General features: G+C 57.2%; 13 protein-coding genes. 7 read left to right on the plus strand and 6 right to left on the minus strand.

Features of this window, described 5'->3' with window-relative positions; genetic code table 11:
* Nucleotides 1-148: 148 nt before the first annotated feature.
* From ACZ5K9_RS09915 to ACZ5K9_RS09930, 4 genes are all read left to right on the plus strand, one after another.
* On the plus strand, nt 149-1,177 hold the full coding sequence (locus ACZ5K9_RS09915; RefSeq protein ID WP_464271177.1) for an OmpA family protein: 1,029 nt from the start codon (nt 149-151) through the stop codon (nt 1,175-1,177).
* A 70-nt stretch (nt 1,178-1,247) separates the two neighbouring features.
* A complete protein-coding gene (locus tag ACZ5K9_RS09920) occupies nt 1,248-1,667 on the plus strand; it encodes a hypothetical protein (RefSeq protein ID WP_464271178.1) in 420 nt (139 codons plus the stop codon).
* Between the two features lie 11 nt (nt 1,668-1,678).
* A complete protein-coding gene (locus ACZ5K9_RS09925; RefSeq protein WP_464271179.1) occupies nt 1,679-3,724 on the plus strand; it encodes an ABC-F family ATP-binding cassette domain-containing protein in 2,046 nt (681 codons plus the stop codon).
* A gap of 12 nt (nt 3,725-3,736) precedes the next feature.
* The gene (locus ACZ5K9_RS09930; protein WP_464271180.1) at nt 3,737-4,141 is read left to right on the plus strand and encodes a glycine zipper 2TM domain-containing protein; all 405 of its coding nucleotides are present in this window, start codon (nt 3,737-3,739) and stop codon (nt 4,139-4,141) included.
* Between the two features lie 329 nt (nt 4,142-4,470).
* Here the strand turns inward: ACZ5K9_RS09930 and ACZ5K9_RS09935 are convergent, their stop codons facing one another.
* The 6 genes from ACZ5K9_RS09935 to ACZ5K9_RS09960 all read right to left on the minus strand — a co-directional run bounded on the left by ACZ5K9_RS09935 (nt 4,471) and on the right by ACZ5K9_RS09960 (nt 12,580).
* Nucleotides 4,471-4,746: a tetratricopeptide repeat protein gene (locus tag ACZ5K9_RS09935; RefSeq protein WP_464271181.1), complete on the minus strand. Its 276-nt coding sequence runs from the start codon at nt 4,744-4,746 to the stop codon at nt 4,471-4,473.
* Complete coding sequence (locus ACZ5K9_RS09940; RefSeq protein ID WP_464271182.1) at nt 4,743-5,225, minus strand: DNA polymerase III subunit chi; 483 nt, start codon at nt 5,223-5,225, stop codon at nt 4,743-4,745. The genes ACZ5K9_RS09935 and ACZ5K9_RS09940 overlap by 4 nt, the downstream gene beginning before the upstream one ends.
* A 12-nt stretch (nt 5,226-5,237) precedes the next feature.
* Complete coding sequence (locus tag ACZ5K9_RS09945; protein ID WP_464271183.1) at nt 5,238-5,579, minus strand: Mth938-like domain-containing protein; 342 nt, start codon at nt 5,577-5,579, stop codon at nt 5,238-5,240.
* Between the two features lie 85 nt (nt 5,580-5,664).
* Nucleotides 5,665-9,174, minus strand: a complete 3,510-nt coding sequence (gene dnaE, locus ACZ5K9_RS09950; protein ID WP_464271184.1) for a DNA polymerase III subunit alpha — start codon at nt 9,172-9,174, stop codon at nt 5,665-5,667.
* A 210-nt stretch (nt 9,175-9,384) separates the two neighbouring features.
* Entirely contained in the window at nt 9,385-11,502 is a 2,118-nt protein-coding gene (locus ACZ5K9_RS09955) for a peptidase U32 family protein (RefSeq protein ID WP_464271185.1), read from the minus strand.
* 340 nt (nt 11,503-11,842) lie between these two features.
* Complete coding sequence (locus tag ACZ5K9_RS09960; RefSeq protein WP_464271186.1) at nt 11,843-12,580, minus strand: creatininase family protein; 738 nt, start codon at nt 12,578-12,580, stop codon at nt 11,843-11,845.
* A 717-nt stretch (nt 12,581-13,297) separates the two neighbouring features.
* Here ACZ5K9_RS09960 and ACZ5K9_RS09965 point away from each other — a divergent pair.
* Genes ACZ5K9_RS09965 through ACZ5K9_RS09975 form a run of 3 tightly spaced genes read left to right on the plus strand, consistent with a single transcriptional unit; the run spans nt 13,298 to nt 14,878 of the window.
* On the plus strand, nt 13,298-13,606 hold the full coding sequence (locus ACZ5K9_RS09965) for a hypothetical protein (RefSeq protein ID WP_464271187.1): 309 nt from the start codon (nt 13,298-13,300) through the stop codon (nt 13,604-13,606).
* A gap of 11 nt (nt 13,607-13,617) precedes the next feature.
* Nucleotides 13,618-14,205: a DJ-1/PfpI family protein gene (locus tag ACZ5K9_RS09970; protein ID WP_464271188.1), complete on the plus strand. Its 588-nt coding sequence runs from the start codon at nt 13,618-13,620 to the stop codon at nt 14,203-14,205.
* A 19-nt stretch (nt 14,206-14,224) separates the two neighbouring features.
* Nucleotides 14,225-14,878, plus strand: coding sequence for a LysE family transporter (locus ACZ5K9_RS09975; protein WP_464271189.1), 654 nt, complete (start codon nt 14,225-14,227; stop codon nt 14,876-14,878).
* Nucleotides 14,879-14,881 lie beyond the last annotated feature (3 nt).

A 14,881-nucleotide genomic window follows, 5' to 3' on the forward strand; every position in this document is an offset into this window, starting at 1 on the left:
TCCATCGGGTGAAGGTCTGAAGGCCGAAGGGCCTCCCCGCCCCGACAGGAAGGCAAAAAGGGGTGCCAGGCGCTTTGGACCTTTCGGCAGGTCAGTATTTTCACAAAAACCACATGAACGGCTTTAGACGAAAAGAAAGGAGCGTTCCATGAAGGGAAAGAAAAGATGGATGTTCGCGATGGCGGTGTTTCTGGTGGGAGGGCTCTTGTGCGGTTCGGTTCAAGCCCAAACCAAACTTGTCCCTAAAATCGACAATTTTATTCTTTTCCCGGACCAGTCGGGTTCTATGTACATGACGCATGCCAAGTTGGGTAAAGTGAAGATGGCCCTGGCCAAAGAAGTCATGTTCAAAATGAACGACGAAATTCCCGAGCTGGGTTATAAAGGGGCCCTGGACCTTTTCGCCCCGTGGCAGAAGATCGCCGACCCGGCCGTGTACAAGCGAAATGTTTTCGGGGAAGCCATTGCCAAGATTAAAGACGATCAAGACATCTTTGGGCGGTTGACACCCATGGGTCCCGGCATCAGCTCGCTGGATACGGTGCTTTCCGGCTTGAGTGGGAAGACCGGCGTGATCATCGTCTCCGACGGAGCGGCGAACCAAGGTCCGGATCCGGTGGCGGCGGCTCAAGCGATTCGCAACAAATACCCACAGGTGTGTTTCCACGTGATCAGTTTTGCCGAAGAACCCAGAGGGGCTGAGATCCTGAAGAAGATCAGCGCCATTGGAGGCTGTGGGGTTCACGCCGAAGCGACCACTCTCCTCGCCGATCAAGCGGCGCTGAAGCAGTTTGTCAAGGATGTGTTCTACACCACGGCCATGGAAGCCAAGAAAGAAGATGTCATTATTCTGCGCGGCATCAACTTTGACTTCGACAAGGCGGACATCAAGCCCGAGTGGAAACCGGTGCTTGACGAAGGCGTTGCCGTGCTCTCGAAGAACCAACAAGTCCGTATCATCATCGAAGGGCACACCTGCGCCATCGGCACGGACGCCTACAACCAGAAACTTTCCGAACGACGCGCCCAGTCGGTGTTCAATTACTTCGTCTCCAAGGGTATCAGCGCCTCTCGGATGAAGACCGTTGGGTACGGCGAATCCAAGCCCAAGGCGGACAATGCCACGGAAGAGGGACGCCGAATCAACCGCCGGGTGGAAATTAAAGTGGTGCAATAATTGCGTCGAATGACGGGACACAGGCTGGGCAATTGAGGTTGCCCAGCCTCTTTTTTGGGGGAAAAACGCCATGGGAAAAAGATTCGCCCTTGTGATGGCCGCGGTTTTCATCGCCTGTGTTGTGATTTCTTCTGAGGCTCGGGCGACCGATGAAAAAGAAGCGTGTCGGCTTTTTGAAACCTTTCAGTCCGAATGGATAAAAAAGCTCGCGCAACATGGACTTTACGGGCCGGACAAGGTGTCCTTTGAAGAGCTCAAGGGCCAAAAGAAAGTTGTGGCCAGGTATTCTGAATTGGGAGAGATTAAGGAAGCCCGTGTGAAGAAAACGGAATCCAAAGGGTGTCCCTTCGTGGGTGTGTTGAGCTATGAGGAAAAAATCTGTGAGAGCGAAGGGGCGAGCCGTGCCGATGCGGCGAAAGGACCGTTTGCCTGCGGAACGCGCACCGTGACCGAAGTGTTTCGTTTTGCCAACGGCAAATGGGTGTATTGAGGTGATGTTGGTTGATCTCCATTCAAAACGTCAGCAAGTTTCTCGGCAGTAAAGAGCTCTTTCGCAACGTCTCCTTCCATATCCATCCCGGCGACCGCATTGGCGTCGTCGGGCCCAACGGGGCCGGGAAAACCACGCTCTTCCGCATCGTTTTGGGCGAGACAGAGCCTGATGACGGCGTGGTGACCCGTGCCAAAAACCTGTCCTTGGGATATCTTCCTCAACAGTGGCGGCCTCAGGAAAACCTCACGGTCTTGGCCCACACGCAAGGGGTGTGCACCGAACTGGGGCATCTACGCCGTGAACTGGAAGAGGTAGAGGCCCAGCTCAGGGAGGTGCGGACAGCGGAGCTGGCCCAGTCACTTTCCCGGCGTCATGCCGCTCTTCTGGATCGACTGGAACAATTGGGTCCATACGATTTGGAAGCCCGAGCTCAAAAGATTCTCAGGGGGCTCGGTTTCCGTCAGGAGGATTTCGACAAGCCCATTACCGCCTTAAGCGGTGGCTGGGCCATGCGTGTGGAGTTGGCCCGACTGCTTCTTGCCAAGCCCGATGTCCTCCTTTTGGACGAACCCACCAACCACCTCGATCTTGAATCCATCCTGTGGCTTGAGACGTACTTGCAGGAATCGACGTCGGCCGTTTTGGTCGTTTCTCACGATCGGTCCTTTCTCAATCGAGTGGTCCGAAGAATCATTGAGTTGGAAAACGGCCGGGTGGAGTCTTATCAAGGAAACTTCGACCGGTACGTGGAAGAGAAGGCCGTTCGTCGCCGGGTTTTGGAAGCGGCCAAAGAAAACCAAGAGGCCCGCATCCGCCATATCGAAAACTTCATCGCCCGAAACCGTGTCCGTAAGGACCGAGCCCGCCAAGTGCAGAGCCGTCTCAAGCTGCTGGAAAAAATGGAATGTGTGGAGGGGCCTGCCGATCCGGAGACGGTCCGTTTTCAGTTTCCGGAACCGCAGCGCTGTGGCCGGCGGGTGTTGGAACTTGTCGGCGTCCACAAGACTTACGGGGACCACGTGGTCTATGACGGTGTGGACCTGGTGGTGGAACGCGGTGATCGAATCGCTTTTCTCGGTCCCAACGGCGCGGGAAAGAGCACGTTGTTAAAAATCCTTGCGGGCAAAGAGTCGGTGTCGGCCGGGGAAGTCCGGATCGGCCACAACGTGAAGATCGGCTATTACGCGCAACACCTGTGGGAAGAACTGAACCTGAATCACACGGTGTTGGCCGAAATCCTGTCGGTTTCCGGCGCCATGCCCCACACGCAGGTAAGAACTTTGCTCGGATCCTTTCTCTTTAAGGGAGACGATGTAGAGAAAAAAGTCGGGGTCCTGAGCGGTGGAGAAAAAGCCCGCTTGAGTTTATGTAAACTGTTGGTGCAAGCTCCCAATGTGTTGCTCTTGGACGAACCGACAAACCATTTGGACATCCCGGGCCGGGAGATGCTGGAAGAGGCCCTGCAAGCGTACACAGGGAGTGTGTGTTTTGTCAGCCATGACCGGCACTTCATCAACGCCCTGGCCAACAAGATTGCGGTGGTCGGCCGGGGACGGCTGGACCTGCTGCCCGGTAATGCCGAAGATTACGAGCGGCTGTGGAAGGAAGCCCTCCACAGCGATGACGCAAGCTCTGGAGCACCCTCAGACCATGAGCCTTCCGAAGAATTGCCGGGGGCGTCAAGGCCGAAGGGGGAGCTGAAAGAGCGGAAGCGATGGGAAGCCGAGCGTCGCAATGCTCTGTATCGCTTAAAGAAACCGCTCCAAGATCGGCTGGCAACCCTGGAGAAAGAACTGGATCGTCTCCATGAGGAGCGGGAAAGGTTAAGCGTGCTGTTGGCCGATCCGGCCACATATCAGAGGCGGCAGGATGTGGCGGCGCTCCAAAGGTGTTACCGGGAGTGCGATGAGAAGATCTTCCAGCTCACGGTTCGGTGGGAAGAAACCGCTATGGAACTGGAGGCCGTCGAACAACAGTTTGAAAAAGAAAATGCAGACCTTCGGGAAAAATACCAGCAGGGCAACGTGAATCCCCAACAACGGAAATCCCCGTAAAGGAGGCGCGACATGAGAACCGTCCACTTTTTCTTGGCGGTGATTTTCTTGACGACGGCCGTGATGGGGTGTGTGCCAGGTCCGACGACCCAGCAACACTTGGAATCGGCCACATGGCTGGGTGTGGTCGGTGCCGGTGTGGGGGCTCTCATTGATCACAAGAATCCATGGCGTGGAGCGGTCATCGGTGGGGCCATAGGATCCCTGGCCGGCTATGGGATTGCTGAAGTGTCCCAGAGGGCGGCGGAGGAAGCTGGGAGGCGACGTCAGACGGTCACCTACCACAATCCCAATACCAATGAATGGGTTGAAGCCGAGCCCATAAGCTATCAGGGGCAAACAGCCACCGTGCGCACGCGGACCTATCAGGGCCGACAGATGACCAACGAGCGCTATCTGACCGTGCCGGCATATTGATCAGGAGAAATGGGCCGAAACGGCAAAGACGGGCCGCGGCCGGGGCATTGTTCTCTTCCTGCCGGTGTCGAGCTTTGCGGCCAAAGCCCGCATTCCCCCTGAGCCGTGGGGGCGGGATTGTGGTGGTTTGGCCGAAGCGGCATCGGTCCACGCTTTCGCCGGGCCCCGAAGTGTGCTGGATTCCGGAGCGGCACGTCGAGATTTTGGACGACGGCGGGCGGCATCCCGATGCCCCTGCACCGGCCGAGCCGGCGTTTCATGCCCTCAGCTGCAAAAACAGGCGGGCACAACCGGAGAAAGGATCCCCGCGACCCACCGGGGAGTTCCCCTCAGTTTTCCGAGCCGGGAGCGGAAGCCCCCGCCGCCAGGGCTTTGATGCGCTTGAGATGCATTTCCAAAGCGGCGTTTCCCGGGTAGATCTTAAGCGCCTGTTGCAAGGTGGAAACCGCGGTGGAAAAGTCCCGCCGCACTTCATAAAGACGGGCCAAGACCAGCCATGCTCCCGGATCCAGCCCTTTCTTCCGGAGCCGTCGTCGCACCAAAAAGATGGCCAGACGACTCCCGTATTCGTAATAGAGTCTCTTGGGATAATCAAACAGGCTCATGGGGATGACACGCTCCGTGCTCGGTGGTTTTCGGGTGATGCGGCCGCTTCTTTCGCGACATGGCGGAGAGCATATCCGCGATTTTTCGCCTCCACCCACAAACTCCGGCTCCTTTCCCGTTTTTCCGGATCGTCCATGGGGACAAAGTGCACCACGATCTCAAAAGAGGCTGCGCGGTCGAGGTCTGGAGGGTCATCGCACACCAGCACATTGGCTGGGCCGCGGGCCGACACATCCCATCCGATCAAGACCGGTTCCGGGGCTTTGATCGCCTCCTGCGCATTGCTCACAATTCGATGAGGGACAAAACTCGTTTTGGAGAAACTCCACAGCAATCCGTCCAATTGCTCCGCGGACATCGTAGATCCCACGAGAACGAACACACGGTGTCCTTCCTCCACGAGCCGTTCCACCCATCGGCACAAATCCCGGCGCTGTTCTTGGGCCGAAGTCGACACAAAAACCAGTTGGATTGACATTGTCCCGCCGTTTCAACACGTCAAGTGAAAGGCCCCCGCCACCCGGGCGCCCGCCTTGGCCAGATCATTAAAGGTTCGCACGGCGTCCTCGGTTGGTTCCTCGATCAATTGGATGCCTTTTTCAAGGCACACCCGACGGAGCTCATTGGACGGTTTCATCAACCCCGGTTTTCCTCGCCCGATGACCAACACCGAGGGTTGAGCCTCCAGGATGTCCACAATATCTTCCACATAGACCTTATGGCCTTCTTTGCGCCACCATTGGGGGTGCACCTTCCCCTTGATGATCTTAAGATCCGCCTGGTAGGTCGTCCCTGCGATTTCCATGGATCCGAAACGGTAGTCATCGATCATCGGCGTCCTCCAGAAGGGGGCATCGGTGTTGAGCCAAGTTGCCCTCCGGCGTTCGTCCCTTTCAGGGCGGGCAGCTCCGACCTCTTTATTGATGACAGGCTTTGCGCACGAGATCAAGGCAATCGCCGCCGAAGTGCGCCGTCATGGCATCCACGAAGCCTTGGGATGGAGTGACATGCAGCTTAGGGTTCAAAGCAATGACGGCCGTCGCCCGCCCGTCCACATCCAGGTGCAGTATCGTCTTACATTCTCCCGCGTGGGTGACCAAAAGGTGGCGCAGCGTTTCCAAAGCATTTCGATCCAGGACATGGGCGGGTAGTTTGATGTGGACGCTTTCCACGGATTGGCTCTGGGCGTCTTCCAACGTCAGGATTTGCTCGGCAAGCACCTTGGATCCCTTTTCATCGTGCTGGATCGTGCCGAAGACCACCAAGGGCTCGTCGCTTTGCAGGATAGGGCGGGCCTTCACGTAAGCGTCGGGAAAACAGACCACTTCCAGCGAGCCTTCTTTGTCCTCCAGGTTCAAGAAGGCCATTCGATCGCCCTTCTTCGTCACCAGTTCTTTGGTGATCGTGAGCAATCCACACAAGATGACCTTGGCTCCGTCCTGTCGTTCGCGCACCTTTTGGGTGTCGGCCGTGCACAGCGAGCGGATTTCATCGGCATAGTGATCCAGAGGATGCCCGGAAATATAAAACCCAAGGGTTTCCTTTTCATAGTTCAGAATCGTGCGACTGTCCCAGGGCGGCACTTCGGGCAGGCTTTCCTCTTTCCCGGCCTCTTGCGGTGTGGTGCGCAGCAGGTCGAACAGACTCAGCTGGCCGGCGCTTCGATCCCTTTGTCTGGCCTGCGCCTTCTCCAAAGCCTGGTCCATGGCCGCTAGGACCCTGGCCCGGTCCGGATGGATGGAATCAAACGCCCCGCACTTGATCAAATGCTCTAGCACGCGGCGATTGACTTTGGACGGGTCCACGCGTTCGCAGAAATCGTAAATGGATGTGAAAGGTCCGTCTTTGGCCCGAGCCGCAAGAATAGTTTCTATGGCCCCTTCGCCGACGTTTTTCACGGCGCCCAGCCCGAAGCGGATTTTTCCTTCCACGACAGTGAAATCCAGTTCACTCACGTTCACATCGGGGGGCAAAACCGAGATGCCTTTGTCCCGGCATTCGTTGATGAGTTTGACCACTTGGTCCGTGTTGCTGAGAAAGCTGTTGAGTAAAGCCGCCATGAATTCCACCGGGTAGTGGGCTTTCAGGTAGGCGGTTTGATAGGCGATGAGGGCGTAGGCCGCGCTGTGGGACTTGTTGAAGCCGTAGCCGGCGAATTTGTCCATAAGGTCGAAAATATGGTTCGCTTTGGTGAGATCGATGCCGTTTTCCCTGGCTCCCGCCAGGAACCGCTCCCGCTGGGCAGCCATGACCTCCGGGATTTTCTTTCCCATGGCCCGGCGCAAGATATCCGCTTCGCCCAAAGTGTAATTGGCCAGCACTCGGGCAATCTCCATGACCTGTTCCTGGTACAAAATGACCCCGTAGGTGGGTTCCAAGATCGGCCGCAACTGCTCGACATCGTACGTGATGGGGATGCGTCCGTGTTTGCCGTCGATGTAATGGTCCACCATGCCGCTCTTGATGGGCCCCGGTCGGTACAGGGCGACCAGGGCCACAATGTCGTCGAAGCGTTCCGGTTGAAGGCGCACCAAGATGTCCCGCATCCCGGAACTCTCCAGCTGAAAAACCCCCGTGGTGTCGGCCCGGCCGAGAAGTCTGTAGGTGTCTGGATCATCCAAAGGAATGCGTTTCATGTCCAGACGGACACCGTGATTTTTTTCTATGAGCTGGACGGCGTTGTGAATGACCGTGAGGTTTCTCAAGCCCAAGAAGTCGAACTTGATTAGGCCTGCCTTCTCGACATATTTCATGGAAAACTGCGTGACCACCTTCCCGTCCTGGTCACGGAACAGCGGCATGTACTCCACAAGGGGCTTATCCCCGATGACCACGCCGGCGGCGTGTGTGGACGCATGCCGGGTGAGTCCTTCGAGGGCCTGGGCGATTTCAAATAATTCTCGGATCTGCGGGTCTTCCCGCTGCAATTCCACGAGCCGAGGCTCTTGTTCGAAGGCTTTCTTGAGAGTCATGTCCGGGGCGCCGGGGATCAGCTTCGCGATTTTGTCCACTTCGTGATAAGGCATGGCCAAAGCACGGCCCACGTCCCTCACCACCGCCTTGGCCTGCATGGTCCCGAAAGTGGCGATTTGAGCCACCTGGTCCTTCCCGTATTTTTCGGAAACGTAGCGGAAGACCTCATCCCGCCCTAAGACACAAAAATCGACGTCGATGTCGGGCATGCTAACGCGCTCCTTATTGAGGAAACGCTCGAAAATGAGGCCATGCTCGATGGGATCCAAGTCCGTGATGCCCATGACATAGGCAACGAGACTTCCCGCGGCTGAGCCTCGGCCCGGCCCAACGGGGATGCCCCGATTCTTTGCATAGGCGATGAAATCCGCCACGATCAAAAAATACGCCGCAAATCCCATCTCGACGATGACATCCAACTCATAGTGGAGACGTCGCCGGTACTCCTCCATATCGCGGTCCGTGAGGTGGGGACGGTTATGACGGATCTCCGGGAGCCTTCTGTCGAACCCTTCGAGGGCGGTTTTTCGAAACTGAGTTTCGATGGATTCCCCGTCCGGCAGGGGAAAAATGGGAAAATGGTATTCCCCTAAGGGGATTTTGAGATCGCACATTTCGGCGATGTGGACCGTGTTTTCCAAGGCCTCGGGAATATGGGCGAATTCACGGGACATCTCGTCGGGGGATTTGAAGTAGAGTTGATCGGTTCGAAACTTCATGCGCTTTTCGTCCAGAACGGTTTTCCCCGTCTGGATGCACAGCAAGATGTCGTGGGCCCGAGCGTCACTGCGCTTCAGATAATGGCAGTCGTTGGTGGCCACCACAGGAATGCCCAATTCTTTCCCTAAGGCGATGAGTTTTTCGTTGAGGAGGGCCTGTTCGGGAATGCCGTTTGCCTGGATTTCCAGAAAAAACCGCCCATCCCCAAAAATTTCCCGGTATTCCTGAGCCGCTCGAGCGGCGGAGTCAGGCCTGCCGTGGAGCAGTTCCGAAGCCACCTCCCCTTTCATACAGCTGGACAAAGCAATAAGGCCTTCGTGGTAGGTCCGCAGCAATTCCTTGTCGGCCCGAGGCTTGTAATAAAAGCCCTCCAGATAGCCCAACGTCACAATTTTCAGAAGATTTTTGTAACCATGAAGATCTTGGGCCAAGAGCACAAGGTGTTGGTTTTTGTCGTCGTCGGCGCCGTTTGCGACCGGTCCGGCGTTCCCCGGAGCGCCTCGCGTATGTCGCCCCTTGGGTGCCAGATAGATTTCGCACCCGATTATGGGTTTAATGCCCGCCTTCTTGGCCGCTTCGTAAAATTCCAGCGCTCCGAACATGTTGCCGTGGTCTGTGATGGCCACCGCGGGCATCTCGAATTCCTTGGCTGTCTGGACGAGATCCCCCACTCGAATGGCACCATCCAAAAGGCTGTACTGAGTGTGCACATGAAGATGAACAAACGGCGGCATGGACTCTCCTCGTGACCTTCCTGCGACGAGTCTGTCGTCATAATTTTTTCAAACGCTTTTCTTTCGGTGTGACCCTTTACGCCAAGCGGGTGGTGATGACGGGTGCCTGATCGGTCGGGAAGACTCCCCGAGCTTAAGCCATTGCCGTTCCGTGCGCATTCCCGAGCGGGTAGCCCCCTGGGGTTTCTCTTGCGGGCTAAAAGTAAAAGGTCACGCCGAACTATCCGAAAGCTTCTGGAATACCCGTTTTTCCGGAATGGGTTTTCTCTCGTAGTTGAAAAGGGAATACGGGGCATCGGCGCGTCGGTGCTGAAATCCGCTCAGCAACCGTTCCCAATCCCCGGGACCCGGCGTTGCCGGACCATCCCCGAAGTCCATGAGGAAGATCCGATATCCCATCGCCTCCAGCTCAGGGATCTTTTCAAACCAGTTGCATGGCCGATCTGCATAAAGGGCCGACAAGGGGCCGTCCTTGCGGTACACATAAGTCTCCCCGCGCACTGTTCTCATAGGCCGGTTGTCCAACAGTGGGGGGTGGATCCTCGAAAGGAAAAGAGGCGGTTGACAGTAAACCGAAACCACGGGAACTAAAGGCACGGGGGTGGAGATGATCTCACGAAGTTCTTCGCGAGTGATTTCCCAAGACAAGACAACGCTGCGACATCCCATCTGAGCCAGGGCGGCCATGGCGGCTTTGTTGCGAACATTCATGCGGGCGCCTCCCGCAAGAAAAAGCCTTCCATCTTCGGGCATCCAGTCCCAATGCCCCCAGTTGTTGATTTCCCAGCTTCGAAAGCCCTTGGAGATATACCAGGCTATGGCTTTGCGATAGTACTCCGTCTCTTTTTCAAAAATGATCGGTGGCAGCGCCCACCCGAACCGTTCTTTCTGTGCTTCATGAAGGCGCCTTTTGGCCATCCTTTCCAAGTTTTCTCGGCTGGCAACCAGCCAAACCCTCTGGGCCGGTGAGGCCATGGCCCGTCCGAGATCCGACAAGGCGCGGATCTTGATCCACAGGGATGGATGAGAACGGCGCGGATTGACCGTCCCCTCGAAAAAATCCTCAATGGACGTATCCGGACGATCCAATCGGGATCGGTAAACAAGGGGCTTGAGGTTTTCGCCGGTGATTTTCTGCCAGAGCTGCGCGGCTGGTTGGGGCTGTCGCCCAATGCGGAAGAGCTTTACACCGGGAGGGATTTCCGGGAGGGAGCGGGTCTTGAGGAGAACCCGACCCCGGTCCGAAGATTCTTCGACACATTGAGAATTTCCCGTGCAAATATGGTCAATGACGAACGCCGGGGCTTCTTTGCCGTCTAAGGATTCGGGACGGAGACGATCACCCATACGGACACTATGGCGTATGTCTACCCAAAGACCCTCGGGAAGAACAGATTTCACTGTGGCGACCCACAGGCCGCTGGACCCTGAACGGTGGGGGCTGAGGATGGCCCCAGAGGGATCCGTGCCGAGAAAACCCTCGGTCAGCCTCCGTGCCGGCGCCCGGGCAAGCCACTCCCGTGCTTCTTCCACAGCCGCCGGCCAAACATGCTCCGGGGCATCCATGACATGCCGATAGGCCCTGACTACCGTTGCGATATATTCCGCATCCTTCATGCGCCCTTCGATTTTGAAGGCGGAAAGACCCAGCTTTTTGAGCTGCGGGATGCGAGCCAGGGCGCAGTAGTCGTTGCAAGAAAAGAAATAACCGGAGTGACGTCCTTGGACAAACCGAAGCCGACACGGCTGCACGCATCGTCCCTGCAACCCGCTATGACCGCCGCGGAAGCTGCTGGCAAGACACAGGCCGGAAAAAGAATAGCAAAGCGCCCCATGGACGAAAATTTCCAATTCTGCTTTTGTGCGGCAACGAATGGCTTGGATTTCTTCTATGTTCAGTTCTCGGGCAAGGACGACCCGGCGGGCACCAAGTCGTTCCAAAGCGCGTACCCCTGCGCTATTGTGGACCGCCATGAGAGTGCTCGCGTGCAACCTGACAGATGGAAAATATCGCCTGCACAAATAAAAGATTCCGGGGTCTTGAACGATCACCGCATCGACACCGAGATCCGACAGCCCTTGGAGGGTATCCAGGACGCCGGGGATTTCGGAAGCTGTGACCACACTGTTCAAGGCCGCATAGAGTGCCACGTGCCGGCTGCGCATGAAGGGAAGAATGCGGGAGAGCTCATCCAGAGTGAAGTTGGTGGCATGAGCGCGGGCACTCAGCGTTTTCAAACCGACGTAAACGGCATCCGCACCGTTTTCCACAGCAGCCCAAAGCGCCTCCAGGTGCCCTGCCGGGGCCAAGAGCTCGGGGGGCGCCACAGGGCATTTTCCCCCGTCACGCTGGACGTTCTCTTCACCAACCGGGTGAATGGGAGTTTCCCCCTCGACGCCCTGTCGTCCACGATTTTGCTTTTTTGTGTCCTTCTTGTGACGCACGTGACGGCCTTCCATCCTTCAATCCCCAAGAGGAAAATCCATTTGGATATGCAAGATTCCACAGGCCGAGAGGGGCCCGTCCAGGTATCCCAAAGACGCCGGTGTGCTGGAAAAGGACGCCCCTGGTGGAACCCTTCGGGTGACGCCCGAAGGGAATCCTTCCGGACGAAGCGCCTCACACACGATGTGGGGACTGACCTTCCACGACGTCCCCCTCAGGGGCTCATGCCCCCGGGTCAGGATCGCGCCAGGTCGTGAGCCGCTCAACCAGGACCATGAGAGCGGAGATTGAGGCTTCCATGAACCGTCGGCCTTTTTCCGCAGAGGCCACCTTCGGATTTCCCCAAACGCCTGTCGGCCAATAGGCCCTTTTCTGGCGCACAAGGATGTGTTCAGGAAACGTGGGATAGGCTTCTTCCGCCGTTCCGTGGACCCAGTCGGGGTGAAGGTGGAGCATGAGCGATGTTTCCACTTCGCCGGCGTGCGAATCCCTCGGTGTTTCCTGAATGGAAGCCCACGCCTGACGCCCGATGTCCAGCACCGAGCAGACGGCCATCCTCAATTCGGGAAGCTTTTCCATCATGCACTCTCCGGCGTCCACAAGCGTCGCCATGTGCGTGCCTCCCGCATGACCGCTTAAAACAACCACGGCGCGCATCCCCTGTCTGTAAAAACTCTCCACCACGTCCCGGATCAGGGCGTGGAGCGTAACGGACCGGAGCCCCACAGTTCCGGGATGCTCGCTAGAACTCCGACAAAGGCCGTACCACAGCGGCGGAGCCGCCCATACAGGCATGCGCCGGGCCACGGCATTGGCCAGAGCCACGGCGTGGAGCGTGTCTGTGCCCAACGGAAGATGGGGTCCGTGCTCTTCCACAGATCCACATGGAATAATCACCGAGCGAATCTTTTCGCGCTCTTTCTCAAAAAACGCCATGGTGCATTCTTCCAGAACGGGCACGGTCACCTCCCCTGTTGGAGTCCCTCTGGCCACCCCCAGCAATGCACCCCTTCCTTATCCCGATCTCCTTCCCGGAGGCAAGAATCTTCACCCAACTCTCCCCATACGGCCCGTTTCTCCCAAGACCCTTTGAAAGGGTCATAGCCCGGCCCGGCCGTCCGCCCGTGGACGCTTATGTTCATCCGACAAGCGGTCGAACGCACTTTTTCAACACCATGGGACTTTTTCTTCGGCTTGACTTGACAAGAAATTGTGCGAAGGTGATAGGAAATTGGGAGGTCCCATGAAGAGCAGAGTTTTTCTCACGGCTGCAGTCACAAACATCTCTGGGGGATCGGCTCTAGGCTCTGTCGGCACCAATGTGCCGGTTTTGCAAGCGACCCTTACCCTAACGTCCATGCGCCATATTTCTGGCATCGAGAAGATGTGGACCCATTGGTGCGTTGCCTCAGAATCGTCATGGTTCGGGATGATGCGCCTGAGGCGGGGATTCGTGCAAGGTTTCGTGGACAATGGGACGTTGCCGCACAGACACCCCAGAAGTCGGGCGGAACCTTTTGGGGTCAGCCATCCACATCCCCGTCGCTGAGGCTTTCTAAGAATGGGTTCGCGATTGTTTGGACAGCCTGGAAGGGATAGCCGTCATTCAGTGGTCGGCCCCAAAAGAACGGAAGCGATAAAGCCGGGAAAAGGGTGGGTGCGCTTGGAGGAATGGGGATGGAGTGGTCTCTGCACCTGAGTCTTCCTGCGGCGGCGGTGCTGGTGGCCGGTGTGAATCTTCCGTTCGGCTATTGGCGGTCTCGCGTCCCCCGGTTTTCCCGGGCATGGTTCTTGGCCATTCACCTCCCTGTGCCACTGGTCGTGGCTTTACGCGTGCTGTCGGGGCTGGGATGGCGTTTCAACACCTTTACCGTACTCGTGGGAGCCTTCTGTGCCGGGCAGTGGCTGGGGAGCGCCGCTTATCATGCGGTGTTGTGGATCCGACGGCGCCGGCTCGCGGTGTCCTCAAGAAAAACCCTGATTTAAGGAGGAAGAACATGGGAGCTCGAAAGATTTTGATGCTTGTGGGGGATTTTGTGGAAGACTATGAAGTCATGGTTCCTTTTCAAATGCTGCTCATGGTGGGTCACACGGTTCACGCCGTCTGTCCCGGCAAAAAAGCAGGAGAGAAGGTGAAAACCGCGGTTCATGATTTCGAGGGCGATCAAACCTACAGCGAAAAACCGGGGCACAATTTTACCCTCAATGCCACCTTCGACGAGATCAAGCCCGAAGACTACGACGCTTTGGTCATCCCCGGAGGAAGGGCTCCCGAGTATATCCGGCTGAACCCGAGGGTCTTGGATATCGTTCGTCATTTCGCCGAGGCCCAAAAACCTGTGGCTTCCATCTGCCATGGTCAACAGGTGCTGGTGGCGGCGGGGGTGGTCCGAGGGCGCACCTGTACCGCGTATCCAGCCGTCAAACCGGATCTCCTGGCAGCCGGCGCATCTTGGGCCGACGTGAACGAAACCTTCACCAACGCCGTCGTGGACGGCACCTTGGTCACCGCGCCGGCGTGGCCGGCTCACCCGGAATGGATGCGCAAGTTTCTGGAACTGCTCGGAAGTCGCATCGAACCATGAGCGACCAGAGGACACGATCATGTGGGAATTCATCGCTATCGGGGCAGGCTCTTTCACCGTGGCGCTTTCCGGGGCGCTCATGCCCGGACCCCTCTTCACCATCACCATTACCGAATCGGTCCGGCGAGGTTTTCGAGCCGGACCGTTACTGATGACCGGGCACGCGATGCTCGAGCTTGCCGTGGTTGTGGCCGTTGTGCTTGGTCTCGGACCTTTCCTCAAGAAACCGACCGTGATGGCCGCCATCGCCCTGTTTGGGGGCGGGTTTCTGCTCTTCATGGGCACCGATATGGTGCGCAGTGCCACCCGACTGACTTTGAACTTGAATGCGGTTGAGCACGCCGCCTCATACGGTCGGAATCCTGTCCTTCTCGGCATTTTGGCAAGCCTGTCCAATCCTTACTGGACCCTGTGGTGGGCCACGATCGGCCTGGGGTATCTCGTGGCGGCCATGAAAGTGGGCCTCTGGGGTGTCGGATGTTTTTTCATCGGCCATATCACCGCAGATTTCGCGTGGTACAGTTTGGTATCCCTGGGGGTGACCAAAGGAACACGCTTCATGGGGGATCGGAGTTATCAATGGGTCCTGCGCGTGTGCGGCATGTTTCTCGTCGGGTTTGGGGCGTGGTTTTTGTGGTCTGCCAAGGGATTCCTCTTCCAAGCCCTGACTTAGAAA

It is taken from the genome of Desulfosoma profundi (genome assembly GCF_055387865.1).